The sequence below is a fragment of the Cytobacillus luteolus genome, from assembly GCF_017873715.1.
Taxonomy (GTDB): domain Bacteria; phylum Bacillota; class Bacilli; order Bacillales; family Bacillaceae_L; genus Bacillus_BV; species Bacillus_BV luteola.
Genome location: NZ_JAGGKM010000001.1, coordinates 544,157 through 569,846 on the forward strand (window position 1 = coordinate 544,157; position 25,690 = coordinate 569,846).

The 25,690-nt window shown below is 36.0% G+C and carries 29 protein-coding genes and 1 tRNA gene; 23 read left to right on the top strand and 7 right to left on the bottom strand.

Features of this window, described 5'->3' with window-relative positions:
* Window positions 1–203: 203 nt before the first annotated feature.
* Entirely contained in the window at window positions 204–2,456 is a 2,253-nt protein-coding gene (locus tag J2Z26_RS02815; protein ID WP_193538071.1) for an ATP-dependent helicase, read from the bottom strand.
* 300 nt (window positions 2,457–2,756) lie between these two features.
* On the opposite strand from J2Z26_RS02815, the gene J2Z26_RS02820 reads away from it, so the two are divergent.
* Both J2Z26_RS02820 and J2Z26_RS02825 read left to right on the top strand, forming a co-directional pair.
* The gene (locus J2Z26_RS02820) at window positions 2,757–2,981 is read left to right on the top strand and encodes a hypothetical protein (RefSeq protein WP_193538073.1); all 225 of its coding nucleotides are present in this window, start codon (window positions 2,757–2,759) and stop codon (window positions 2,979–2,981) included.
* A gap of 3 nt (window positions 2,982–2,984) precedes the next feature.
* Window positions 2,985–3,923, top strand: a complete 939-nt coding sequence (locus tag J2Z26_RS02825) for a GAF domain-containing sensor histidine kinase (RefSeq protein WP_193538075.1) — start codon at window positions 2,985–2,987, stop codon at window positions 3,921–3,923.
* A 76-nt stretch (window positions 3,924–3,999) separates the two neighbouring features.
* Here J2Z26_RS02825 and J2Z26_RS02830 read toward each other — a convergent pair whose 3' ends face one another.
* Complete coding sequence (locus J2Z26_RS02830) at window positions 4,000–4,242, bottom strand: hypothetical protein (RefSeq protein ID WP_193538077.1); 243 nt, start codon at window positions 4,240–4,242, stop codon at window positions 4,000–4,002.
* 219 nt (window positions 4,243–4,461) lie between these two features.
* Between J2Z26_RS02830 and J2Z26_RS02835 the strand changes: the two genes are divergently transcribed.
* Complete coding sequence (locus tag J2Z26_RS02835; RefSeq protein WP_193538080.1) at window positions 4,462–4,704, top strand: hypothetical protein; 243 nt, start codon at window positions 4,462–4,464, stop codon at window positions 4,702–4,704.
* Window positions 4,705–4,745: 41 nt separating this feature from the next.
* A complete protein-coding gene (locus J2Z26_RS02840) occupies window positions 4,746–5,648 on the top strand; it encodes an MBL fold metallo-hydrolase (RefSeq protein WP_319638077.1) in 903 nt (300 codons plus the stop codon).
* 15 nt (window positions 5,649–5,663) lie between these two features.
* Here the strand turns inward: J2Z26_RS02840 and J2Z26_RS02845 are convergent, their stop codons facing one another.
* The 4 genes from J2Z26_RS02845 to J2Z26_RS02860 all read right to left on the bottom strand — a co-directional run bounded on the left by J2Z26_RS02845 (window position 5,664) and on the right by J2Z26_RS02860 (window position 8,242).
* Window positions 5,664–6,338, bottom strand: coding sequence for a DUF421 domain-containing protein (locus J2Z26_RS02845; RefSeq protein ID WP_193538082.1), 675 nt, complete (start codon window positions 6,336–6,338; stop codon window positions 5,664–5,666).
* A gap of 114 nt (window positions 6,339–6,452) precedes the next feature.
* Complete coding sequence (locus J2Z26_RS02850; RefSeq protein WP_193538085.1) at window positions 6,453–6,875, bottom strand: GNAT family N-acetyltransferase; 423 nt, start codon at window positions 6,873–6,875, stop codon at window positions 6,453–6,455.
* Between the two features lies 1 nt (window position 6,876).
* Window positions 6,877–7,398: a YjcG family protein gene (locus J2Z26_RS02855; protein ID WP_193538086.1), complete on the bottom strand. Its 522-nt coding sequence runs from the start codon at window positions 7,396–7,398 to the stop codon at window positions 6,877–6,879.
* A 112-nt stretch (window positions 7,399–7,510) separates the two neighbouring features.
* A complete protein-coding gene (locus tag J2Z26_RS02860; protein WP_193538088.1) occupies window positions 7,511–8,242 on the bottom strand; it encodes an alpha/beta hydrolase in 732 nt (243 codons plus the stop codon).
* A 194-nt stretch (window positions 8,243–8,436) separates the two neighbouring features.
* On the opposite strand from J2Z26_RS02860, the gene J2Z26_RS02865 reads away from it, so the two are divergent.
* The 10 genes from J2Z26_RS02865 (at window position 8,437) to J2Z26_RS02910 (ending at window position 18,852) form a co-directional block, all read left to right on the top strand.
* Window positions 8,437–9,222 (top strand): ABC transporter ATP-binding protein, encoded by a 786-nt coding sequence (locus J2Z26_RS02865; RefSeq protein WP_193538090.1) that lies wholly within the window; start codon window positions 8,437–8,439, stop codon window positions 9,220–9,222.
* Window positions 9,206–9,961, top strand: a complete 756-nt coding sequence (locus tag J2Z26_RS02870) for an ABC transporter permease (protein WP_193538092.1) — start codon at window positions 9,206–9,208, stop codon at window positions 9,959–9,961. Before J2Z26_RS02865 ends, J2Z26_RS02870 begins: the two co-directional genes overlap by 17 nt.
* 20 nt (window positions 9,962–9,981) lie before the next feature.
* Window positions 9,982–10,980, top strand: a complete 999-nt coding sequence (locus J2Z26_RS02875; RefSeq protein WP_193538094.1) for an ABC transporter substrate-binding protein — start codon at window positions 9,982–9,984, stop codon at window positions 10,978–10,980.
* 259 nt (window positions 10,981–11,239) lie between these two features.
* The gene (locus tag J2Z26_RS02880; RefSeq protein ID WP_193538097.1) at window positions 11,240–11,827 is read left to right on the top strand and encodes an SCO family protein; all 588 of its coding nucleotides are present in this window, start codon (window positions 11,240–11,242) and stop codon (window positions 11,825–11,827) included.
* Window positions 11,828–11,965: 138 nt separating this feature from the next.
* Window positions 11,966–12,910, top strand: coding sequence for a TAXI family TRAP transporter solute-binding subunit (locus J2Z26_RS02885; RefSeq protein WP_193538099.1), 945 nt, complete (start codon window positions 11,966–11,968; stop codon window positions 12,908–12,910).
* A 74-nt stretch (window positions 12,911–12,984) separates the two neighbouring features.
* Window positions 12,985–13,515, top strand: coding sequence for a DUF1850 domain-containing protein (locus J2Z26_RS02890; RefSeq protein ID WP_193538101.1), 531 nt, complete (start codon window positions 12,985–12,987; stop codon window positions 13,513–13,515).
* Window positions 13,502–15,496, top strand: coding sequence for a TRAP transporter permease (locus J2Z26_RS02895; RefSeq protein WP_227413783.1), 1,995 nt, complete (start codon window positions 13,502–13,504; stop codon window positions 15,494–15,496). Before J2Z26_RS02890 ends, J2Z26_RS02895 begins: the two co-directional genes overlap by 14 nt.
* A gap of 370 nt (window positions 15,497–15,866) precedes the next feature.
* Window positions 15,867–15,938, top strand: a tRNA-Val gene (locus J2Z26_RS02900).
* Window positions 15,939–16,092: 154 nt separating this feature from the next.
* Window positions 16,093–17,544: an ATP-binding protein gene (locus J2Z26_RS02905; RefSeq protein WP_193538103.1), complete on the top strand. Its 1,452-nt coding sequence runs from the start codon at window positions 16,093–16,095 to the stop codon at window positions 17,542–17,544.
* Between the two features lie 123 nt (window positions 17,545–17,667).
* Window positions 17,668–18,852, top strand: a complete 1,185-nt coding sequence (locus tag J2Z26_RS02910) for an FAD/NAD(P)-binding protein (RefSeq protein ID WP_193538105.1) — start codon at window positions 17,668–17,670, stop codon at window positions 18,850–18,852.
* A 76-nt stretch (window positions 18,853–18,928) separates the two neighbouring features.
* Here J2Z26_RS02910 and J2Z26_RS02915 read toward each other — a convergent pair whose 3' ends face one another.
* The gene (locus J2Z26_RS02915) at window positions 18,929–20,572 is read right to left on the bottom strand and encodes a CoA-disulfide reductase (RefSeq protein WP_193538107.1); all 1,644 of its coding nucleotides are present in this window, start codon (window positions 20,570–20,572) and stop codon (window positions 18,929–18,931) included.
* Between the two features lie 183 nt (window positions 20,573–20,755).
* Between J2Z26_RS02915 and J2Z26_RS02920 the strand changes: the two genes are divergently transcribed.
* The 9 genes from J2Z26_RS02920 to J2Z26_RS02960 all read left to right on the top strand — a co-directional run bounded on the left by J2Z26_RS02920 (window position 20,756) and on the right by J2Z26_RS02960 (window position 25,669).
* Complete coding sequence (locus J2Z26_RS02920; RefSeq protein ID WP_193538109.1) at window positions 20,756–21,139, top strand: DUF302 domain-containing protein; 384 nt, start codon at window positions 20,756–20,758, stop codon at window positions 21,137–21,139.
* A gap of 408 nt (window positions 21,140–21,547) precedes the next feature.
* Window positions 21,548–21,928, top strand: coding sequence for a rhodanese-like domain-containing protein (locus J2Z26_RS02925; protein ID WP_193538111.1), 381 nt, complete (start codon window positions 21,548–21,550; stop codon window positions 21,926–21,928).
* Entirely contained in the window at window positions 21,915–22,175 is a 261-nt protein-coding gene (locus J2Z26_RS02930) for a metal-sensitive transcriptional regulator (RefSeq protein ID WP_193538113.1), read from the top strand. Before J2Z26_RS02925 ends, J2Z26_RS02930 begins: the two co-directional genes overlap by 14 nt.
* 141 nt (window positions 22,176–22,316) lie before the next feature.
* Window positions 22,317–22,499: a sulfurtransferase TusA family protein gene (locus J2Z26_RS02935; protein WP_227413784.1), complete on the top strand. Its 183-nt coding sequence runs from the start codon at window positions 22,317–22,319 to the stop codon at window positions 22,497–22,499.
* 50 nt (window positions 22,500–22,549) lie between these two features.
* Complete coding sequence (locus tag J2Z26_RS02940; RefSeq protein WP_193538115.1) at window positions 22,550–23,029, top strand: DsrE/DsrF/DrsH-like family protein; 480 nt, start codon at window positions 22,550–22,552, stop codon at window positions 23,027–23,029.
* 22 nt (window positions 23,030–23,051) lie between these two features.
* Complete coding sequence (locus J2Z26_RS02945) at window positions 23,052–23,411, top strand: rhodanese-like domain-containing protein (RefSeq protein ID WP_193538117.1); 360 nt, start codon at window positions 23,052–23,054, stop codon at window positions 23,409–23,411.
* A gap of 22 nt (window positions 23,412–23,433) precedes the next feature.
* Window positions 23,434–23,730 (top strand): rhodanese-like domain-containing protein, encoded by a 297-nt coding sequence (locus tag J2Z26_RS02950; protein WP_193538119.1) that lies wholly within the window; start codon window positions 23,434–23,436, stop codon window positions 23,728–23,730.
* Window positions 23,731–23,928: 198 nt separating this feature from the next.
* Complete coding sequence (locus J2Z26_RS02955; RefSeq protein ID WP_193538121.1) at window positions 23,929–24,501, top strand: sulfurtransferase TusA family protein; 573 nt, start codon at window positions 23,929–23,931, stop codon at window positions 24,499–24,501.
* 40 nt (window positions 24,502–24,541) lie between these two features.
* On the top strand, window positions 24,542–25,669 hold the full coding sequence (locus J2Z26_RS02960; RefSeq protein ID WP_193538123.1) for an MBL fold metallo-hydrolase: 1,128 nt from the start codon (window positions 24,542–24,544) through the stop codon (window positions 25,667–25,669).
* Window positions 25,670–25,690 lie beyond the last annotated feature (21 nt).

Here is a 25,690-nt window from a genome sequence, read left to right on the forward strand (position 1 = left end):
TAGACACCTTTTTAAATGGGATTTTGAAAAATAAATTGGAGCCAAAACCGCTCGCTTTCCGCGGGCGGTCCGTGAGCCTCCTCGACGCTTTGCGCCTGCGGGGTCTCACTTTGACGCGCTTCTCCCGCAGGAGTCTCGCAGTTTTGGCTCCAATTTATAATTAAGGTTTTCATCACTCAAGGCAAGGCATTAGTTTTCCTTACTTAATACAATGACCTTATAAATCGAGATGGTTGTGCAGTTTTCCCTCTTCTTGTTTCTGGGACTGAGATGTGCAGGGTTTGTTGTGCTCTTGTCATGGCTACGTACATGAGACGGCGTTCTTCTTCTAGGGGGGCAGTTTCGCCGTTTCTGCTTGAGTCGAGTGCGAAGTCGTGTGGAAGGCTTCCATCGACTGCACTTAGTATATAGACATGTTTGTACTCAAGTCCTTTTGAACGATGGATCGTTGAAAGCTGAATGGCATTCGTATAATGTTTGCTTAGTTTTTTCATTTCATCGTTCATTGCGATCATATGATCAATATGATCTAAGAAATCTTGTACAGTAGAGAATTTTTTAGCGGCCACTTTTAAGTCGCGAACATCATCTGATCCTTTTTCTATGACATTTCCTTCATTCCCGCGCTTTTTTATAAAGTCTTCAAAACCCATTTCTTTTTCAATCATTTCAATGGCTTGAATCGGCTTTAACTTAACAATTGTTTTGAATAGAGGGACAATCTTTTTGAGCTTTCTTTCTTGAAAGGCCTGTATATTTTTCACATACTTTAATGCTTCAACTAATGAGCAATCTTCGAGAATACTAGATGCCTTTAGATCATTTAATGTATTTTTTTTCAAAAACAAGGCAACTAATAAGTCACCCATTGCATTTGAATGGTTAGGGTCTATGGATAAGCGGAGGTAAGCGATTAGTGTTTTAACAATTTTTCGTTTATAAAAAGATTCCGCATCCTGTTCAACTGTAAATGGTAGATTACTTCCTGCAAGCCTCTCAAACAGTGCTCTTGATGATGTATGAGTGCGGTATAGAATGGCAAAGTCTGAAGGAGATGCACCTTGTTCAATTCGTTCCTTGAGATCGGTTACAATCATTGTAGCTTCTTCTTCTTCGTCATGTGGAAAGAAAAAAGCGGGTAGCAGGGCATTATCAAATTGAGCATTCATTTCCTTTTGATGTCTTTGTGCATTCCGACTGATAACAGTATTAGCGGACTGGACAATGCTATGCGTAGACCTATAATTTTCACTGAGCATGATCGTCTTTGCATCCTGATATTCTTTATTGAAATTAAGAATAAAGCTTGGATCACTTCCACGGAAAGCATAGATAGCTTGGTCATCATCACCTACTACACAAATATTCCTTGACTTGGAAGCTAACATTTTCATAATTTCATACTGAATTTTATTAATATCCTGAAATTCATCAATAAGAAAGTATTGAAATTTTTGCTGATATCTAGTCAAAAGATCGGGTTGATTTTTTAATAACTGATAACAACCTACTAACATATCGTCAAAATCAAAAAAACCACGCTTAGCTTTCTCGTCTTCATAGTGCTTGTACATAAAAAGAACGCGTTCTTCCCACAAATCTTTTGGTTTTATGTCCTCGGGTAGGGTTAACGTGTTCTTCCAAAGTCCAATTTGCTGTAGGGCTTGGTCAAAGGCAAAATCTCTTTCATCAATATCAAGCTTCCTCCCAGCTTCTTTTATCATTTGTTCCTTTTGCCAATCGAATTTTAAAAGATTGGTACTTTGCCAGCGATTGGGTTCATGATAGGCAATCATTTTATAAAAGATACTGTGAAATGTGCCTACCACTAACCGACTTAGCCGCCCAGGAGCCAGCAGAGATCTTAGTCTTTCCTTCATTTCTTGTGCTGCTTTAGCTGTAAAGGTAACGAGCATAATAGTGCTCGGATCTACACCATGTTCTGTAATTAAGGATGCAGTTCGTCTTGTTAAAACCCTCGTTTTCCCACTCCCTGCTCCAGCCAATAAAAGTAAAGGTCCATCAACTGTAGAGACAGCTTTTTGCTGACTGGGATCTAATGAATCAGTAGTAGTAACAGGAGGTAATGACTGTTTTTCAAAGGGTTTTGGTGAACGCAAGAATGTGACCTTTTTCCACGCACTTTGTACAGTAGAAGTTTGTCCGATCGGTCTAGATTTTGGAATTCGAAACCCATTATGTTCTTCTTCTTGAATGTTTTTTTCAGTTGGTGGTGTAGATAGACTGTTACAATACTCCTCACAATCGTTGTTAAAGGCTTTAGAGGAGTGAAAGAAAAAGGGTTTTTGTTGTATGCCTAAGTATAGTTTGATTTGTTCTCCACAGTGAATACAGGATAGTTTTCCAGTTGTTCCTGCTTCATATATGATTTGATATTGTTCTCTAGGCAATGAGTCTAGTTGTAGAATCTTATTGTTATAGCTTGCCTTATCCATGAAGGAACGCTTCCTTCCTTTTTTAAAGTCAAACTTTATCATAACAAAACAAAGTATAGAGATAAAGACTTAAAAATATGGTTGATGTACCATCACTAAGTCTAATCTTTGGAAAGGAACTAAGTAAGCTTTAGAAGAAAATAGGGTATTGGTTTCCAAATGGAGAAAATTAATTTAAACTGTAATATATATATTGCAATTATTGGTAACGAAGTTCTTGATCTAAAATAAGTTTATTATAGATTGAAAATTTACTAGGGATCAACATCCCGTATATTGAAATAATGGAGGGATAACTAGATGAACGGTAGTATAACAAAGGATAAAATAGTAAATGAAAATATAACGAATGATATCGAAAAAAAACTATCATCTATACTTGATGTTGCAAAAGAACTAATTGGAACACGAACATTGTTTATCTCACGTACTGGAAATCATATGTTTTCTGTCCTGAAAGTCCTTAATCAAAATGGTTCTACCATAGAGGATGGGACCACCCTGACTTTAGAACATTCTGTTTGAAGTTTGATATTTACTGGCGGTCGGGAACCGTTAATAATAAATGACACAAATACGCATCCTGTTACATGTAAAATGGAAGCTATAAAAGAGACCAACATAGGTTCTTATATGGGAATTCCAATTTTTTTAGAAGACGGAACAATGTTTGGTACAATCTGTGCTGTCGATCCCAACCCTTATTCATTTAAGGAAAGTGAACTTGAAAACATGAAGATGGTAGCTGAATTGGCATCTGCTATCATTCAGAAGACTCAAATACGTTCAGAGCTTATAAACGAGGAAAGAACAGAGTATAAAAGGCTTTCAATAATAGGGAATCTTGCATCTGGCTTGGCCGATGAAATGGGGAATTCTCTACAATCAGTACAGGGGTTGTTGCAGCTCACTTTTGAACGGTTCGATGGACTTGGTGAATATAGTGAAGTCGTATTTCAAGAACTTAATCATATGAATAAAGTATTAAAGGATTTTATTTTGGCAACAAAACCACCGGCACCCTCAAAAAAATTCTTGGATATTAGCTCTCTCCTTATTGATACAATTAATGAATTTTCTACTGAAAAATTACTTAAGAACATCTCTATCTCAGTTGAAATTCCTACAGAACTACCAAGAATAATGGGTGATTATTCCCAAATTAGACAGGTTGTTTTAAATCTTATTATCAATTCAATGGAAGCTATTGTGGCTAATGGTGAAGTTAAAATTAAGGTCTACAATCCTCAACCTAACCAAATAATGATTATAGTTACTGACAATGGTCAGGGAATTCCGATTACATTAATGGATAAAATAGGTCTCCCTTTCTTTACGACTAAAGAGGACTGTATTGGGTTAGGTCTGGCTATCTCTAAAAGGATCGTTGGAGCACATGATGGAACGATCTCTATTGAAAGTGGAGATATAGGGACAATAGTAAAAGTAGTATTACCAATTTGTTAATATAAACAGGAGCTTCTTCTACGAAGGGGCTCCTGTTTTTTATATCTAATTATGGACTAATAGAAGAAAAGAAGTATTAATCTTTCTTTTTATTACCGAAAACTTTACTTGTCGTTCCTTTTATTACTTTAGAAGAGGTATCCACGGTTTTACCAACAACATCATTCCCAAAACTAGATGTGTTTTTAAGTACGTTTGATGCTGTATCTGCAGCCTTACCAACTAAACCGCCTTCACCAGAAACTGTTTTTACAATCTTGTTCGCGCTATCAACCGTTTTATGCACCAGCTCATTTGCTTGACTTGTTGTGCTTTTCAAAATGTTCTCGCGCTTCTTGTTGTTTTCTTGTGAAATAATGATCTCCTCCTTAAAGTTAATCTTTATTTCTTATGTTACAAAAAGAGAGAATATTCACCTTTTAAAGATTTGACCCTCTTATTACAAATTTACAAGACGAATTAGTATTATAGGTACTATTTTTAAGGATGTTTAATATAAAGTACATAAGGGAAAAAAGTAGATAGGAGAGTGGTTTTCATGGGCTATATCGCACCGATTCATCATGAGCAATATACTCAATATGCCAACCGATTACTGTTAAGAAACTATAATTATACAACGATTCAGCCAGTTGCACGTTCCTTCATGCACTCCAAAGTCTATACACCTCATGAAACTCCTCAGGAAATTAAAAAGCAAAGTTCAAATGTGGACAAAGAAGCGAATAATTTAATAACTGAACTAACAGGAAAAGGTCGTTTTATTAACGAATTAATATAATTAACTAAAGGCTATGTCAGAATGCGGCCAAAACAAAGAAGGTGCTCAAACTGGAATTTATTAAGCTTTCTGTTACATGTTACTATTTTCAATCTGCTGTTAATATCGGATATATAAACCATGGCAATGAAGGGATGCTCGTTGATGCTGGACTAGATAAATCTACGATGAAGAAAGTGCTAAAAAAGCTTGATGAAGAGGGACTTCCTATTACACATCTCTACATTACTCATGCTCACGCAGATCATTTTGGAGGGGCTGCTTACCTCCAACAAGCAAGAAATGTTTTCACAATCGCACCTGTGTTAGAAGAGGCAATCCTTCGTAATCCTATTCTTGAGCCAATATATCTATTTCAAGGAAATACCCCACTGGATGAATTAAGAAACAAATTTTTAGAGGGGGAAGCGATTACAGTAGATAAGGTAATAACCGAAGGGACCTATAAGGTAGACAGATTTGACTTCACCGCTATAGCATTTCCGGGTCATAGTGAAAACCAGTTAGGAATTTTAATTGATAACCTTTTATATTGTGGAGATGCGTACTTTAGTGAGGAACAACTAAGAAAGCACAAGATACCCTACATTGTAGATGCAGCTCAAACGTTAAAGTCCTTAGAGAAACTAAAATCCATTGAGTGTGACGGTGCAGTACCTGGTCACGGTATTTTTGAACAAGATTTTAATGGTACGGTTGTTAGAAATTTTGACTACCATCTAGCTGTATTGACAAGTGTTACGGAGTTATTTTGGGAGGCAGGAGAATCAATAAGTCATGAGGAAATCGTGAAATTGATGTGTGATAAATGGAATGTTCAACTAACACATCTCTCAGGCTTTCTACTTTATCGAACGGCAGTTACTGCTTATGTCACAAAGTTGGTTAGAGATGGTATGGTAACTACTCATATAGAAAATAACACTCTAATGTTTAAAATGTAAAAAAAGAAGGAGAGGCTACATTTTTTGTACAAATAAGCCTTCTCCTTCTAGCCATTCTGCGTATAATACTTCTTTTGCATTTTTTGCTCCGAACGAAGAAATCTGCGTTTTTAACCAATTTTCATCAAAGCCAGCCTCTATTAAATTATCATGTATAATTTCACCATCACTAATCATCGTGATTGGTAAATAAACGGATTTTAACGGCATATTATGATCTTTCCGTGAAGGAGGATCAAAGCTAGCTTTATTCAGTACACTCAACGACCCATCAGATTCTAAAATTGCATATTCTACATTTCTAATTGAGAAGGTTCCTTTTGAACGAAGCAAATGCTGTAATTGATCAATGTCTAACTTGCTTTTCTTAAGTCTCTCTCGATCAATCTTCCCCTTATGGATGACAACGGTTGGTTGGCCCTCAAGAACTGCTCGACTACGCTTGAATTTTTGTGAGATAATCTCAAGTGCATAGACAAGGCCACCCCAAATAAAGAGCGCGAATATAATATGCCAAGCATTAATCTCATCTGCAAAGACACCACTTCCGACAATTTCTCCTAAGACAAGAGCTGATATGAAATCAAAGGGAGTTATTTGTGAAATGGAGGTTTTTCCGACTATTTTAGTTAAGACAAATAATGCAACAAAACCACATATAAGATCAATTGCTACTTTACTGTATTCCAACGTCTTCACCCCATATTTAGGATGAACAATTGTACAGGATATTATTAATAATTGGAGAAAAAGTTAGCGTGACATAAAAAAAAGCCCTCATCTCCTAGATGAAGGAATTTAACATTATAATTCTTTTATCATGGTTACGTGTGGGATACCAGCATCCATGAAAATATCTGAAGTAGTTGTATATCCAAGGTTAAGATAAAATTTCTCTGCATGAGTTTGGGCATTTAATTTTAGCTTAGAAATACCTTTACCCTTCGCGATTTCTTCCATCTTATCCATGATAACCTTCCCTGCGCCTTTGTTACGAAATTCTTTAAGGACACAGATTCGTTCTATTTTTCCAATTCCATCTAGTGAACGGAAACGCCCAGCTCCAATCGGTTGGTTGTCCTCATAAAGAACAACATGAGTTGCATCTTTTTCATATTGATCAATTTCCTCTTCTTCAGGAACTTGCTGTTCATCTATGAATACAATTCTCCTGACTGAATAGGCATCTTTCATTTGTTCTTCATTACTAACAACAATTGCTTCCATATTATGATTGTCCCTTTCCTAAGCGGAATGTTTCATAAACAGTCCATGAGCCGTTTTCAAGTTGGTAAAGAAGGTGAAAACGATCGATTTCCTCTTTGTGTGTGAAGCTTTCCATTTTAAGTTGTCCAAGCACATCAGAATGTTCATCATCTGAAAGTTTTTGTCCAATGGTAATATGTGGAACAAAGGAATATTCAGCAGTTGATGTATCAAACGGTTCTTGATGAAAACGCGTGTGTAATTCAGTTAATTCGGTTGTAGAGTCAACTTTTAAGTATATTACGTTATTGACAGGAGAGAATGAACTTACCTTTAACACTTGAAGAGTAAAAGGATTTACAGATGAAGCGATTTCGCGTAGATGCGAAGAAATTTCCTTTATCTTGTCATCAGAAGATTCAAAGGCATTTTTTAATGTTAAATGTGGTGGAATTAAGGCATAGTGTGGGTCATAGCGTTTACGATAAGAATTTACTATATCTTGTAACTTCTTTGATGGAAATAATGCAATACCATATTTCATAGAAATCCCTCCTGTATGTTAGATATTATTTATACCAATTTACATTTATTCAAAAGCTGCATTCCTACTATATTATATCAAATTTTCAAAATAGATTATATATTTATTATGTCTATAGCTTAAGACTCATCTTTAATGCGCGATGTAGATCTGGCTGCCAATGAGTCCATGTATGGTCCCCATCAAACTCATCGTAAAAGTAAGTGAAACTCATGTTCTTCATTAAAGCATTTAATTCTCGATTAGGTGCCAAGAAATCTTTTACTTTCCCATTTGTTGTTTCGACAGCCGTTTCTTTTGATCCGACAACATGATAGATACTTAAGAGATGAGGTTGGCTAAACTGCTCAACTTCTTTTTTTACATGGTCATTTACATATGGAGATTGTAAAATGACTTTTCCAAACGTATTTGGATAAGAAAGTGCTGTTAAAAGAGAAGCAGTTCCAGCTAATGAATCACCAATTAAAGCTCTTCCCATTCCAATCTGATAGGTTGGTAATTCCGAATCTAGGTAGGGAACTAATTCTTCAGCTAAAAACCGCTGATATTTATTATGCTTAGATCCATTGGGATGATACTTCTCGTATCGATCCTTCACGTCTATATACGGAATACCAACAATGATTGTATTATCTATTTCTCTTTCAGTTAAAAGTTCTTCGGTCGTTTTAGCAATTCTGCCCAGATTAAAATAATCTCGACCATCCTGAGCAATGAGAACTGTATATTTATATAAAGGAGAATAGGTGCTTGGAAAATAGAGCAGTACTTCAACTTCTTCACCAAGTGAATGACTATGTATAGTGACTTCCTTTGTAATGCCGTGTGTCTTTGCTTCCATAAAGAAAACCTCCAAACTATAAAAATTGCAGCCAATTTAGATTATACATGATTTCATATATAAAGGCACAACTCAGGTTTTATGTTAGATTTTAAAATTTTTGTTAAACAGTTGACATTAGTTGCATACATTATATAATAAAATTTATTAATCCGATTAAACAAATAAGAATTATATAGAAAGTTGGTGATTGGATGTTTTTAACAATCAACCAGGTTAATAAACAATATGAAAACCAAGGTATCGTTAATCAAGTATTATCTGATATAAATGTAACAATTAATGAAGGAGAATTTGTCTCAATACTAGGCCCATCTGGATGTGGCAAGTCTACTCTGTTATCCATGGTAGCAGGTTTGAACAAGCCAACGAGCGGCGAAATCTCGCTGCAAGGAAATCCGATTAAAAAACCCGGAAAAGACCGAGGGATGGTCTTCCAGCAGCCAGCATTATTTCCGTGGATGTCTGTGGAAGAAAATGTGATGTTCCCTTTACGAAAAGAAATGTCTAAATCCCAGGCGAGAGAAGTGGCACATGGCTTTTTAAAGATGGTACAGTTAAGCAATTATACGAAACATTCTCCTCATGAATTGTCTGGTGGAATGCAACAAAGAGTGGCTATAGCTAGAGCATTAGCGATGAATCCAGAAGTACTGTTAATGGATGAACCATTTGGAGCATTAGATGAGCAGACGAGATCTCGTCTTCATGTTGAACTTGAGAAGATTTGGCTTGAAACGAAAAAAACAATCCTTTTTGTAACTCATAGTATCCAAGAATCTATTAAACTATCTGACCGTATTCTTGTAATGGGTACGAGACCAGGTGTCATTTTAGAGGATATTAAAGTTGATTTACCTAGACCACGTAGTAACTCACGTGAACAAGCGATAGAACTTGAAAAGCGAATTCTCGGTTTATTGGAAAAGGAAATTGAAAAAGTGGTTAAAGAGGAGTTAGAATATGCGTCCAGCAATTAAACGAATCATATTTTATGCAAGTATTCTAATTGTCTGGCAAGTAGCAGTTAAGATAACTGGTGTCTCTGAATCGGTAATGCCAGCACCAACGGATGTATTCCGTGAGTTAGGCAGAGGATTCGCCGATTTGACGCTTGTTTATGACTTAACAGCGAGTTTTAGACGATTGTTTCTTGGTTTATTAATAGGAGTAACATTAGGAACTGGGCTTGGAATTTTACTTGCAAAATCCAAAACAGCTGATGAAACACTAGGAAATCTTGTCTTAGCTTTACAAAGTGTACCAAGTATCGTGTGGCTTCCAATTGCGATTATGTGGTTTGGCCTAAATGAAATTTCTGTTATTTTTATCATCGTTCTTGGGGCTACATTTGTAATGACAATAAATATGAGAGTGGGTATTAAAAACGTACCACCTCTTTATATAAAAGCAGCCCAAACCATGGGCTCAGGAGGAATTGATCTTTTCAGGAAGGTTATTTTCCCAGCATCGATACCATATGCAGTTACAGGTCTAAAGTTAGCTTGGGCATTTGGATGGCGTGCACTTATGGCTGGTGAATTATTAAGTACCGGCCCAGGATTAGGGTATACACTACGATTTGCTTCTGACTTTGGCAATATGGCGCTTGTTATTGGTGTCATGATTATCATTGGTACGATTGGTTCAATTATGGATTTATTCGTGTTTCAACGTATTGAACGCAATGTAATGCGTCGTTGGGGATTAGAAAGTTAAAAAGAGAGAGGAAGAATGAAATGAAAAAATTATTTAGTTTTAGTGCAATATTAGTATTAGTAATCGGCCTTCTTGCAGGTTGTGGAACAAGTGATGGTGCTTCAGGTTCTAGCGATTCAAAGAAAGTTATTATCGGGTACTTCCCAAATATTGACCATGCACCAGCAATGGTTGCCCGTGAAAAGGGTTACTTTCAGAATCAATTAGGAGAAAATGTTACCATTGAGTACAAAACATTCCCAGACGGTGGGGCATTTATGACTGCTTTAAAAACTGGTGAAATCCACGCTGGTTTTGTAGGCCCAGGCCCAGTTATGAATAACTTCACAAATGGTGCAGATGTGAAAATTATCGCAGGTGCTTCATCTGGTGGTACACATATTGTTGCAAGTAAAGAAAGTGGAATCGAATCATTAGAGGATTTTGATGGTCATACCTTTATTACTCCTGGTGTAGGTTGTACACACGGTGTTCAAATGGAAACTTTCTTAAAAGATTTTGGTATTACTTCAGCTCGTATCGGTGGAACACTTAAGCATGTAACAGGTAACCCGGCACAATATAAGGGAATGTTTGAGTCAGGTAAAGTACAAATTGCTGCAGTTCCAGAGCCATGGGCTTCTCAGTTAGTTAAAGAAGCTGGAGCAAAAATTATCGTAGATAGTTCAGAGATTTCATTTGGTGAAACTTTACCGAATACAATTTTAGTTACAAATAGTAAATTTATTAATGAGGATAAAGAGCTTATTCAACAGATTGTTAATGCAAATAAAGAAGCCGTAGATTTCATCAATGCTAACCCAGAAGAATCAAAGCAAATTATGATGGATAGCATTAAAGAGATAACGAAACAAGAGCTTGATGCTGATGTTGTTGATATGGCATGGGAGAAAATTAGGTTTACAACTGAAGTGAACGAAGAAGTAATTCAAGAATTTGCAACCTCATCTTTTGAGTTAAAGTTCTTAAAAGAGCAACCTGATTTTGCAAGTCTAATAGATACACAGTTTATTGATTAATTAGTTGATGGAAGGCTGAGGGAGGTTATTGAATCTTACTCAGTCTTTTTTAAATTAAGATTTACGAAATACCGTTGATTTCAGCTGAAGGCACTCGCTTTCCGCGGGCGGTCCGTGAGCCTCCTTTGCGCTATGCGCCTGTGGTGTCTCACTTTGACGCGCTTCTCCCGCAGGAGTCTCGTGCCTTCAGCTGAAATCAACTAAGATATTAATCTAACACTAAGCGTTTAAACAACAGTACTTAAAAGGAGAAAGAGAAATGGCGAAAATAATGAAGGTATTTATAATTTTATTACTTTCTATAGTTACAGTGGCTTGCAGTGCTTCTAAAGAGGAGATTGAGCAGTCGTTTCCGATGGCTTTGGAGGTTCAGGAGTTTGAGGCTGTAAATCAGGATGGGGTGACCGTTAGTCTTTCTGATTTGAAGGGGAAGGTTTGGGTAGCTAGCACAATTTTCACAAACTGTGATACGGTTTGTTTACCAATGACAGCCAATATGGCAAAGCTTCAACAGAAATTAAATGAAGAAAATGTTGAAGCAACGCTTGTTTCGTTTTCAATTGATCCTGAGCGTGACACTTTGGATGTATTAAAGGATTTTGCGCAAGTTTATGATGCAGACTTCTCTAATTGGCATTTCCTATCAGGGTACAGTCAAGAAGAAATAGAATCATTTATTAATAAATCATTTATGTCTCCAGCAGCTCAACTTGAAGGTTCTGATCAATTCATGCATAGCACATCAATCTTTTTAGTGAGTGAAAGTGGAACAGTTGTTCAACAATATTCCGGTGTTTCAGATGTACCTTATGAGCAAATTGTTGAAGATATAAAAAAAATAAACTAGTTAGCTAATAGCAAATCTTAATTGGGTTTGCTTTTTTTATTAGAATTTTCTAATAAATATAATGTAAATTAATTGACAACCAGATTGATACTTAGGTACCATAAAATAGTAATCATGAAAATTAAAGGGGGAGAAAAAATGAAAAAACGAGGTCTATTACTTTCGTTCATCATGCTAGTAGGATTTTCTATGATTCTTGCTGCTTGTGGTGGTAAAGCTCAACTTGCACTAGTAACTGGTGGTACTGGCGGTACATATTATCCATTAGGTGGAGAACTAGCTAACATCATTAATGATAATGCAGATGCAGAAGTAACAAGTCAATCTTCAAACGCATCGGCAGATAACATGAAGGATATTGCAAACGGAGATGCGGATTTAGCGTTTACACAAACAGATATCGCTTCTTACGCAGTTGAAGGAAAATTAATGTTTGATGGCACTGCTGTAACAAATGCACAAGCTATCGGAACGCTTTACCCTGAAACAATCCAAATTGTAACGCTTAAAGACAGCGGAATTACATCTGTTGAAGATTTAAGAGGAAAAACAGTTTCTGTTGGAGCTCCAGGAAGTGGAACTTATGCAAATGCAGAACAAATCTTAGAAATTCACGGAATGACTATGGACGATATTAATGCTCAAAACTTAGCATTTGACGAGTCAACAGATGGTCTTCAAGATGGGAATATTGATGCTGCGTTTATCACTGCTGGTACACCAACTGGTGCAGTAGAGGGTCTTGCTGCATTAAAAGATGTTTCTATTGTGTCAATTGCACAAGATAAAATTGATGCTTTAATTGCGAAATATCCATATTATGCTCAAAATACTATTCCAGCTGGAACGTATAAGTTAGAAGCTGAAGTAGCAACAGTCGCAGTTTCTGCAATGTTAGTAGTTAGCTCTGAGTTAGATGAGGATTTAGTCTATGAAATGACTAAAGCAATCTTTGAAAACACAGATAAAATTTCACATGCAAAAGGAGCTTTCATTTCGGCTGAAAATGCTGTTATAGGTGTAGGAATTGACTTCCACCCAGGAGCAGCGAAATATTTCAAAGAAAAAGGTCTCCTAAACTAATTAGTAGTTTTTATGTTCAGGTATTAAAGATAGACCGATATAATCGGTCTATCTTTTGTTAGGTAGGGTAAAATATGCGACGAAGAAAAGCTTTTAATCGAATGATCCCTTTGATAGTAAGTGTGCTTATCGTGCTCTTTTTTTTAATACCGTATAAGTCAGTCCTTTCTTTTAGCTTCCAAAATACCAGCAAGGTAATTACCTATATACCTGTTGATATGCGAGGCGAATCATTCCAAATTAAATTCACCCATACAATTCACCTTTCTGATGTTCTTGAAACCTATTCGATTGATTCGGACCATAAGATTCACCAGACAGAATTCATGTTTGAAGACTTTAATGTTGGTATGCCTTCTAACGCATACGGAGATGAAAAGTTTGTTGAAAAGGATGGAAAATACTATATTACGAATATGGATCGAGTTCATTCGTATTTAGATATTAAAATAGCACAAACTATTCCATATCATGTGGTAATTTATGAAGGTGAAGAACATTCTCTTCTAGATTTTATCGAACCAGGGACTTGGACACGTCTGCAAAGTAAGAAGATTAATTTATGGCAATTGTTGAGGGGAGTGAATATGCTTGAGCAAAGATAAAAAACAAAAAATTGAAGAAACAAAAATTGAAACAATTACATCAGAAGAGCAGCAGGAGTTATTAGAGAAGTATGATCCAGAAGCAGGTACTAGGAAATTCACGGGTATTTTGAAGTGGATTGTGTTTATTGGATTACTTTCTTTTTCTTTATTCCAGCTTTACACGGCTGTTTTTGGAGTTTTCACTGCCCAGATCCAAAGGTCAATCCACTTGGGCTTTGCATTAGCATTAATTTTTATCCTTTTTCCTGCAAAAAAAGGAACAGCCAAAAAAGGAAAGGTTACCATTACATGGTATGATGCAATCCTTGCTCTTTTATCGGTAGGGGTAGGATTGTATTGGCCGTTAAATATTAATGAACTAGTCCTTCGTGTAAGTGATTTATCAACGATGGATATGTTTTTCGGAATTAGTGCCATTTTACTTGTACTTGAAGCAACCCGTCGTGCAGTAGGGTTACCGATTACCATTATTGCTGTTGTTTTCATGGCCTACGCGATGCTTGGTCCTTATATGCCAGGATTCTTGAGCCATAGAGGATTAAGACTTGAGAAGCTTGTCCAAACGATGTTTTTTACAACAGAAGGGATACTTGGTACACCATTGGCCGTGTCATCAACATTTATTTTCCTGTTCCTACTATTCGGAGCATTCTTAGTTAAAACAGGTGTAGGACAATATTTTAATGATTTGGCTGTTTCAATTGCTGGAAAAAGTGTGGGTGGTCCAGCAAAAGTAGCAATATTCTCTAGTGCTTTGCAGGGAACTATTAGTGGAAGTTCAGTGGCAAACGTTGTAACTTCAGGGTCTTTTACGATTCCAATGATGAAAAAGCTTGGATATCGTAAAGAATTTGCAGGGGCTGTTGAGGCTGCAGCTTCGACAGGTGGACAGTTAATGCCACCAATCATGGGAGCAGCTGCTTTTCTAATGGTTGAATTTATCGGTAATGGTATAACGTATTGGGACATTGCCAAAGCAGCGGCAATACCCGCTGTATTATATTTTGCTGGTATATGGATCATGACTCACTTTGAAGCAAAACGAATTGGTTTGCGTGGTTTAACAAAAGAGGAAATGCCAGACCGTAAAGAAGTGTTGAAGAAGATTTATTTACTAGTACCTATTTTAGCAGTAGTCGTTCTTTTAATGTCAGGTATGAGTGTAACAAGAGCAGCGCTTTGGGCAATTGTAGTTACGGTAGTAGTAAGTGCAATTAGGAAAGAAACACGAATTGGTCTTGTAGGAATCATCTCAGCATTAGTAGACGGTGCAAGAACAGCACTAGCTGTAGCGGCTGCAACCGCTGCTGCGGGTATGATTGTTGGAGTTGTTACGAAAACAGGATTAGGTTTGAAGCTTGCTAATGGGCTGTTAGATTTATCTGGAGGCTTAATTCTCCCTACATTATTCTTTACAATGGTAGCAGCAATTGTTCTAGGGATGGGTTCACCAACAACGGCGAACTATGTTATTACATCTACAATCGCAGCGCCAGCTATTATTTTACTAGGTGTTCCTGATCTGTCAGCACATTTATTCGTATTCTATTTCGGAATCGTAGCAGACGTTACTCCACCAGTAGCCTTAGCAGCTTTTGCAGCAGCAGGTGTATCAGGAGGAGAGCCGATACGGACCGGATTCCAGTCGGCAAGGCTTGCGATTGCAGCATTTATTATTCCATACATCTTTGTTTTATCTCCGGAGTTATTGATGATTGATACGACTGTTCCGCGTACACTTTGGGTAGTGGCAACATCTCTGATGGGAATGATTGCAATCGGAGCAGGGATGATTGGGTATTGGATGAGAAGTACTCACTGGATTGAACGGATTCTTGCAGTGGCCGCAGGGTTACTGTTGATTTACCCAGAAGGTTATAGTGATACAATTGGGCTAGTCATGTTTATTGGATTATTGGTGATGCAGTATGTTATCAAGAGAGAGAATCCACGTAAACCAGCGACTGCTAATTCATAAGGTTCTAGTGGGAAGAACGTTTGGGCCTGAGGCTTGAACGTCTTTCTTTGTATTTTGGGTGCAGGGCTTAGATGGAAGCGGAACCAGAGGCCGTTATTTGGATAAAACAACTAGTTTTTCTAGTGTTAGCGTACTCAAATGTGCTTATTTGCTAAAAATCATGTTTAAAAGAGGGGATTTTTGTGGAATAAGGGTATCTGAGTCCGGAAAGCTAATAAATTCTAGTACTTTTGAGCAAATAGCGGAATCTGAGTCCAGATTTAAGCGTCGAAGCATGTATTTATAAATTCCCCACTAATGCTTTACTAGATTTCACCTTTGACAATTTGATAAGTAGAAGCTATAATCCTGTTATACAATATTTAAGTACGACTTGTTAGCTCAGTGGGAGAGCACTTCCTTGACAGGGAAGGGGTCGGGGGTTCAAGTCCCTCACAGGTCATTAGAACAGAGCCTTGGTAACTTTTGAGTTATCAAGGTTTTTTATTTGTGATTTGAATTACCATTGTATTAACGAGAGTGATATAGCCAATTAAGTGCTAAGTTTGTATAATACTTATATATTAAATAAATAATAAATATCCAGAGGTAAGCTCATGATTATTAATAAACTACTAGAAAATAAAAGAATCAACTTTGAATCTATATTTAACTATATAGAAGATATGGTTTTTATAATAAAAGTTGAGGAAAATGATGAATTTCGTGTTATAGAAGTAAATGAAGCTTATATTAAGGGTTCAGGGCTACCGAAGGAAAAAATTTTAGATAAACGAATTGATGAAATTGTCTCCATAGAAGATGCGAAGAAAGTTGCTCAAAATTATAAAGAGGCAATAAGATTGAATACATCTCTAACCTATGAAGAGACAATGACTTTAAATGATATAGAAAGAACATTTGAAACGTCAATTGCTCCTGTTGTTGAGGATGATGCTGTATGTAATTTGATTATTGGAATTACTCGTGACATTACTAGACGGAAAAATATTGAAAATAAAATAATCCAAACAAAAGAAAAATTTCAAAAAGTTATCCATCATCAGCAAGGTATAGTTTTTTGTGTGGAGAAGGTAGAAGATGACTATATTTATAGCTTATTTGATGGGCAAGTTATTACCCAGTTTGAAGATCTTCAAGGGGAAGTTGTTGGAAAAAGACCACAAGATATCATTGATCATGCTTTAGCGAAAATAATCATAGAAAAGTATGATCATTGCTGGAATCAAAAGGAAAAAGTTGTGTTTGAAGAAGATGTAAATGGTTTTGTACTATTAACTGTTTTGAGCCCTGTTATTAAAAATGGAGAAACTTCAAGTATTATAGGCTCCACAATTGATATTAGTGAGAAGAGAAGAACAGAAGAAACGCTATTAAAAAAAGAAAAACTCTCTTTACTTGGAGAACTGTCTGCCGGAATTGGTCATGAAATTAGAAATCCCCTTACGACCATCAAGGGGTTTTTGAAGATGATGAAAGAAGATCCTACTAATATTAAATCTGATTTTATTGATATAATTAATACGGAAGTGGAAAGTATCGACAGAATAGCCGGTGAGCTTATGATGCTCGCCAAGCCACAAGCATTTCAAAAGAATCCATTTAATGTTGTATCACTACTTAACAATGTCATTTTTTTAATGGAATCACAGGCATTTACACAAGGAGTGACGTTAGAATGTAGGGCATTTAAACCTATCATCTATATAAATGGAGATCAGAACCAAATAAAACAAGTGTTTTTCAATTTAATAAAAAATTCTATAGAAGCAATGGAAACTAGTCTTAAAGGTAAAGTCCAAATAATTTGTGATCAAAATGAACATGAGGTAATTATTAAGGTAGTTGATGAAGGCTGCGGTATTTCAAGTGAAAAATTAAAAACAATAGGAGAACCCTTTTATACAACTAAAACTAAGGGAAATGGTTTAGGGTTAATGATTACCCAACGGATTATAAGAAATCACAATGGCTCAATACATTGTGAGAGTGAGGTTGGACAAGGGACAACTTTTACTATCACCTTTCCAGTATTTCATATAAATTAGTGTACCCAATCCCTTTCTAACCCAAGATAGGGATTGTTTTTTTGTAAAGACGATTGCTATATGGACCAATATATTATAAAATTAACCGTAATCATTACGATTTATCCTTATGGAGGGAATTGGATGTACGATTGGATTATAATAGGCGGGGGAATACACGGGTGCACAGTAGCATCATTTCTTATAAAGAATCAAAAAACATCGAATGATAAACTCCTTATCATCGATCCGTACAGTGAACCTATGTATCGGTGGAGAAGAAACACTAAATTAATCGGGATGGAGTATCTTCGTTCTCCTTCAGTTCATCAGATAGATGTTGACCCTTTTAGTTTACAAAAATATGCTCAAGAGAATAGCTTATCTTCAAGTGGGTTTTATGGACAGTATAAGCGTCCTGCATTAACACTATTTAATGAACATTGTGAAACAATTATAAATGAAGTTAATTTAAAGAACTCTTGGCACCAAGGTAAGGTATGTTCAGTAAAAAAAACAAAAGGAATATGGAAAGTTACTACTGAAAATGGCGAGGCTTTCCTTACAAAGAATATTGTCATTTCCATAAGTATTAACGACCAATTTAACATCCCAGATTGGGCTGCAGAAGTCAAAGCTAAACTGCCAAACCAACTGTATCATATTTTTGATGAGAACATGGATAAAGTAGAAGCATTAAAACCACCAATTGTAATAATAGGGGGCGGAATTACTGCAGCTCACCTTTCAATCAAACTAAGTAATCTATATCCAGGCCAAGTAACGTTAGTAAAGAGACATCCATTTCGAGTTCATGATTTTGATAGTGATCCTGGATGGCTTGGTCCGAAAAAATTGCGCATATTTTATAAAGTAGAGACGTATGAAGAGCGAAGGCAATCCATTAATACTGCAAGAAATAAAGGGTCGATTCCTAAAGAAATTCTTCTAAAGTTAAAAAAGCTGAAAAGGGAGAGTAAGTTACGAATAGAAGATGGAGAAATACAGTCCGCAAAGATTAATGAAGATAAAAACATTAGCCTTGTTATTGATATCCAAATGCTCACTGCCCAAACCATAGTATGTTCAACAGGCTTTGTACCCTCGTTGCCTAATCAACAATGGCTTAAAGAGCTAATCGAGGAACATAAATTAAAATGTGCGACTTGTGGATATCCTATTATTAATCAATCCTTGGAATGGTGCTCCCATTTGTATGTATCGGGTCCTTTAGCGGAGCTTGAAATAGGTCCAGTTTCTAGAAATATTTCTGGAGCACGAATGGCTGCGGAAAGAATAGTAAGTAGTTTGAATTATAAAACGGAATGATAGTGATTTTTAGGGTATCTCCATAGAAGAAAGCCCGTCTATCTCACGAGTAGATGGACGGGAAATTATCAAAAAATTATTTAACAGATGAATAAGTTTTCCAACCACCATCAAGGTTGATTGCCTTATACCCATGTCCTTTAAGAATCCGAGTCGCAAGATATCCTCTAAGTCCAACCTGACATGATAAGTAAATTGTTTTGCCCTTTGGTAATTCCTCAAGACGTTCACGAATATCTCCAAGCGGGATATTGATTGAACCTTCGATAAATCCATTGTCTCTTTCATGAGGCTCACGAACATCGATTAATAGGCCACCGTTTGCTACTATTTCATCAATTTCGTGCCATTGAACAGTTTCGATCTCTTCGTCAATCATATTAGCTGCCACATAACCAGCCATATTAACCGGATCTTTTGCTGAAGAGTAAGGTGGTGCGTATGCTAACTCTAATTCAGTTAATTCAAAAATTGTTAATCCGCCTTTTATCGCTGTTGCAATGACATCAATACGCTTATCAACACCATCAGCTCCAACTGCCTGTGCACCAAATAGTTTACCTGTTGAATAATCAAATAATAATTTCAATGCAATAGGATGAGCACCAGGATAATAGCCTGCATGTGATGCTGGGTGAATATGAATCGCTTTATAATCAACACCTAGCTGTTTTAGTACTTTTTCGTTATTACCAGTTGTAGCAACAGTTAAATCAAATACTTTTGCAATACCTGTACCTAGTGTACCTTTATAAGTTTCTTTTTTTCCATAGATGTTATTTGCTACAATACGTCCTTGACGATTTGCAGGACCAGCCAATGGTATCATTGCAGCATTTCCATTCATATAGTCAATAACTTCAATTGCATCCCCAAGGGCAAAAATATCCTGATCATTTGTTTGTAGATATTCATTTACTTGAATGCCTCCTCTTGCCCCAACACTAAGACCTGCATCAATAGCCAATGTATTTTCAGGACTTACTCCAATAGAAAGAATAATCAAATCTGTATTGATTTCTTTTCCACTAAATAATGTAATCTTTTTTCCCTTTTCCTCAAGAGACTTAACACCATCTTCTAATATAAGAGTTACTTCTTTATCAACTAGATGCTTATGAACAATAGCTGCCATTTCAATATCTAATGGAGCCATAACTTGATTAGCCATTTCAACAAGTGTAACCTTCACACCACGGTCAGCTAGGTTCTCGGCCATTTCTAATCCGATGAAGCCCCCACCTACAACCACCGCTTCAGATGGTTTTTGGTCATCCACATAGCCTTTAATTTTATCTGTGTCTAGAATGTTACGCAGTGTGAATACATTATCAGCTTCGTTCAAACCAGGAATAGGTGGGACGATTGGCTTTGCACCTGGTGATAAAACTAATACATCATAGCTTTCTTCATATATTTCGTCTGTAGTAAGATTTTTAACTGTAACTGTTTTTGTGTCACGGTTGATCTGTGTCACTTCACTTAAATTGCGAATATCTAGGTTAAACTTTTTGCTCATTCCTTCTACAGTTTGAACTAAAAGCTTGTCACGGCTTTTGATTGTTTCACCAATATAATAAGGTAGGCCACAGTTTGCAAAAGAAATGTGTTCTCCTTTTTCAAACATAACGATTGTTGATGTTTCATCTAATCTTCTTAATCTTGCTGCTGTAGTTGCTCCACCAGCTACTCCACCTATAACAACTATCTTCTTGTTCATTACATATCACTCCAATTTAATAATGTTATACCAATACCCCTACACGTATATTAACTGATTATCAAAAAAGAAGATGTGACAAATATCACATAACAACTTTTAAAATAGTAATTGTGTTTCATTGAATCGAAATTGAGTTTGGATGAATAATAACAAATAATGAAATAGAGAAGGGGTTTTATAATGTTTGACTACACTGTTAATACAAATAGAAATATTGAAGAAGCAATTGAAAGTTTGGAAGTAACTTTAAAAGAGGAGCAATTTGGAGTGCTATGGAAATTTGATATAAAAGAAAAACTCCATGAAAAGGGGTTAGAGTTTAATAAAGAATTTAGAGTGCTAGAAGTTTGTAATCCAATCGAGGCCCAACGGGTTCTAAATGAAAATGAATTAGCTGGTTATTTTCTGCCATGTAAAATCGTTGTCTACACTAGCGAAGGCCAAACAAAAATCGGTATGCCAAAGCCAACCTCACTTATAAGTATGTTGAATGATGAAAAGATGAAGGAATTTGCAAAAGATATTGAAGATCGACTTATAAATTGCATTAATAAAAGTGTGTAATTTACAAGGAAAGAATCCTTTATTAGAAGTTAGAGGAGTCTTTCCAGTTGACTATATACCCGTACAGGTATAACATGGAGCTATCATACTTCAATTTTATTCTGGTGGGTGAAGAAATGAAAGATAATAAGCAAGATCATTGTGTAACAAGTTCCTGAGGTTTGAATAGGAAAAACACCAGTAAAAGGTTTCTACCTCCAATATGACCTGGTGTTTTTATTTGGCTCCTGGTAGGAGTCATTGTCTTATTTCAAAAGTTATTCTAACTAATTAATATTACTCGCATTGAACCTCATTGTCTTCGGTTTAGAGGTTCTTTTTAATGTGAAGGTGTTGACAAAATACCTAATGGGGTATATTATAACGTTTGTCAGCTAATTTCAAAAGAGCTGACTCAGGAGGATATGTATGTTTTTATTGCTCATCATAATAATAACTTTACTCTTTATTTCTACTTTTAAAAGATATGTTCCTGTTAAGGACGTTAAATGTATAAGTTTGTTTAGTCATTGCCAACTAGATAATGCCGTACTGGTTGATGTAAGAGACTATAATGAGTCATCAAAAGATCAGATTCATGAGTCGATTAATATACCAATCGCTTATCTAGACCGATATTTCCGTGAGGTTCCAGAAAACAAAGATATTATCATCGTTGCCTCAAATAAACTTGAAAGAAATATGAGTATTCGTTTCTTTAGAAAGTCTGGTTACAAGGTGGTTGGCTATCTGTTAATGACTGAACGAAAAAAATCGAAAATGAAGGAGGATGTCTATGGAGTACACTGATCAAATGAAAAATAGGGTAAAACGAATGGAAGGTCAGTTAAGAGGAATTTTAAAAATGATGGAAGACGGTAAGGACTGTAGAGAAGTTATTACGCAGCTCTCTGCTGTTCGTTCAGCAGTTGATCGAACTGTTGGCGTAGTTGTTAGTTCTAATTTAGTTGAGTGTGTGTTAGATGCAGAAAAACAAGGTGAAAAAACAGATGAACTAATTAAAAAAGCCGTTAACCTGCTTGTGAAAAGTAGATAAATAATGAGGGGTTGACATTCTTTTTTATAAACAGTAATATACCCGTAGGGGTAATTGTAATAACCTTTTAATTATTATAAATGGAGGTAACAACAAATGAATGTAGATAAAACATTAGACGCAAAATGATTAGCTTGTCCAATGCCGATTGTAAAAACAAAGAAAGCAATGAGCGATATGGAAGTTGGTCAAGTTTTAGAAATTCATACAACAGATAAAGGAGCTCTAAATGATTTAACTGCTTGGGCTAAGTCTGGTGGCCATGAATTAGTAAAACATGATGAAGAAGATAATGTGCTAAAGTTTTGGATTAAAAAAGATTAATTTTTTTTATTAAATTATATACCCCTAGGGGTTAAATAGGAGGAAGAAACATGACAGAAAAGAAGAGAACAACAATCGTATTATTTAGTGGTGATTATGATAAAGCAATGGCAGCTTATATTATTGCGAATGGTGCAGCAGCTTATGATCATGAAGTAACGATTTTCCACACGTTCTGGGGATTAAATGCTTTACGTAAAGATGAGCATGTAGAAGTGAAAAAAGGTTTCATGGAAAAGATGTTTGGGAAAATGATGCCTCGAGGCGCTGAAAAGTTAGGATTATCAAAAATGCAATTTGCTGGTTTTGGTCCAAAAATGATTAAAGGTGTAATGAAAAAGCACAATGCGATGTCTTTAGAGCAATTAATTGATATGGCACAAGAGCAGGATGTGAAATTAGTAGCTTGTACAATGACAATGGATCTATTAGGCCTTCATAAGGATGAGTTATTAGAGAACATTGAATATGCGGGAGTTGCTGCTTATTTAGCTGATGCTGAAGATGGTAATGTAAACTTATTTATTTAGACAAGTAGGAGGTATATACCAGATGGACTATTTAAATTATATATTGATTGGTCTTTTAATCTTATTTTTACTTCAACGTTTACTTCCAACAAAAGGTGTTAGACAAATAACAACTGCTGATTTAAGAAAAGAATTAAATGATAAGAATAAACAATATATTGATGTTCGAACTCCAGGTGAGTTTAAAGGTAGAAATATCAAAGGTTTTAAAAATATACCACTTCACCAATTGGCTTCTAAGGCAAGTGAATTATCAATAGATAAAGAGGTAGTTGTAATCTGTCAAAGTGGAATGAGAAGTAATAAAGCAACAAAGGTATTAAGAAAACAAGGATTTAATCAAGTAACAAATGTAAAGGGCGGTATGAGTGCCTGGGTATAATAAATGATTAGGAGGAACAATGATGAAAACAATGACAGCAAAAGAAGTTGAAACTCTATTAAATGAAGGCCAAACATTAAATATGATTGACGTTCGTGAAGTGGATGAAGTGGAAGCTGGTAAAATTCCCGGAGTTATTCATATTCCATTAGGTTTAGTTGAATTCCGTATGCACGAGCTTGATAAATCAAAAGAATATGTCATGATCTGCCGTTCCGGTGGAAGAAGCGGTCGCGCTGCACAGTTTTTAGAAGGCCAAGGCTTTAATGTAATTAATATGACTGGTGGTATGCTTACTTGGGAAGGTAAGGTTGAGTAATTTTTTAGTCAGACGGATACCCCCATGGGTTAATATGTGAATTGATATTGATTTATCGGTCAATTCCGGCTGTTTATCGTTCAAATTGAGGATTTATCGGCCAATTCCGACTGTTTATCGGTCAATATGGAACTTTATCGGCCAAACCCAGCTTTTAAGATATTTTTGAACTACAAATTTTAAAACGGAGGTCACGATATGAATACTTTAAAAGTAAACGAAGTTTTAGATGCAAAGGGCTTAGCATGTCCAATGCCGATAGTAAGAACGAAAAAAGCAATGAATAATCTAGAGCCAGGTCATGTGTTAGAGGTTCTAGCAACAGATAAAGGATCTAAAGCAGATATTAAAGCATGGGCTGAGAGCACTGGCCATCAATATTTAGGTACCCTTGAAGAAGGAGAAGTCCTAAAGCATTACTTAAGAAAATCTTCTGGGGAAGATAAGCTTGAAAGAAAACACCCAAATGTAGTGAATAACGATGAATTAGTACAAAAATTAGCAGCAAATAATGTAGTTGTGATTGATGTTAGGGAAACTGCTGAATACGTATTTAATCATATTCCAAATGCAATCTCAATTCCATTAGGGGACCTTGAGACTCGCCTAAATGAATTAAATAAAAACGATGAAATTTATGTAGTATGTCGTACTGGAAATCGTAGTGATTTTGCTGCACAAAAGCTAGCTGAAAATGGATTTACCAATGTATATAATGTTGTTCCAGGTATGAGCCAATGGTTTGGTGAAACAGCGAGTTTAAATAAATAAATTTTTTTAAAACAAAACATACCATAGGGGGTAATTTGCGATGACTGTTAATGCAATGATTTCAAAAGAGGTAACAGAAAAGGTAATCAATAAAGAGGCACTATTTATCTTAGATGTACGTAACGAAAGTGATTTTCAAGATTGGAAAATTGAAGGAGATAACTTTGAGTATTTAAATGTTCCTTATTTTGAATTACTTGAAGGTGTTGAAGATATTCTTGAGAAAATTTCAACTGATAAAGACGTACTTGTTGTTTGTGCAAAAGAAGGATCTTCTATCTTTGTAGCAGAGATGCTTTCTGAAGCTGGCCTTACTGTTTCTTATTTAGAAGGTGGTATGAAAGCCTGGAGTGAATACCTAGAGCCAGTAAAAGTTGGAGACTTAAAAGATGGTGGCGAAATTTATCAATTCGTACGTATTGGTAAAGGATGTTTGTCATACTTGGTTGTTTCAAACGGTGAAGCTGCAATTATTGATGCAACACGTATGACTGATGTCTACCTTGATTTTGCAGAAGGCATTGGTGCAAAGATTACTCACATTTTTGATACTCACCTTCATGCAGATCACATTTCTGGAGGCCGTAAAATTGCTGAGAAAACTAATGCAACGTATTGGTTACCTCCAAAGGATGCAGAAGAAGTAACGTTCGAATACCAAGCGTTAGAAGGTGGAAATGTTGTAACAATCGGTAATACAGCAATCGATATTCACGCATTGTATTCACCAGGTCACACAATTGGATCTACTTCATTTGTAGTTGATTCAGTATTCCTACTTTCAGGAGATATCTTATTCATAGATTCAATTGGAAGACCTGACCTAGCTGGGATGGCTGAAGATTGGGTTGGAGACTTACGAGAAAGCTTATACAAACGCTATAGAGAATTATCAGATGAATTAGTAGTTCTTCCAGCACACTTTATGATCATTGAAGAGCTAAATGAGGACGGAAGTGTTGCAGAAAAACTAGGTACTCTTTTTGCAAATAACCATGGGTTAAACATTGAAGATGAGAATGAATTTAGAAAATTAGTGACAGAAAATCTACCGCCACAACCTAATGCTTACCAAGAAATTCGTGAAACAAACATGGGGAAAATTACTCCAGATGATGAAAAGCAACGTGAAATGGAAATCGGACCAAACCGTTGTGCAGTACGTTAAGTTAAGAACAGAGGAGGAATT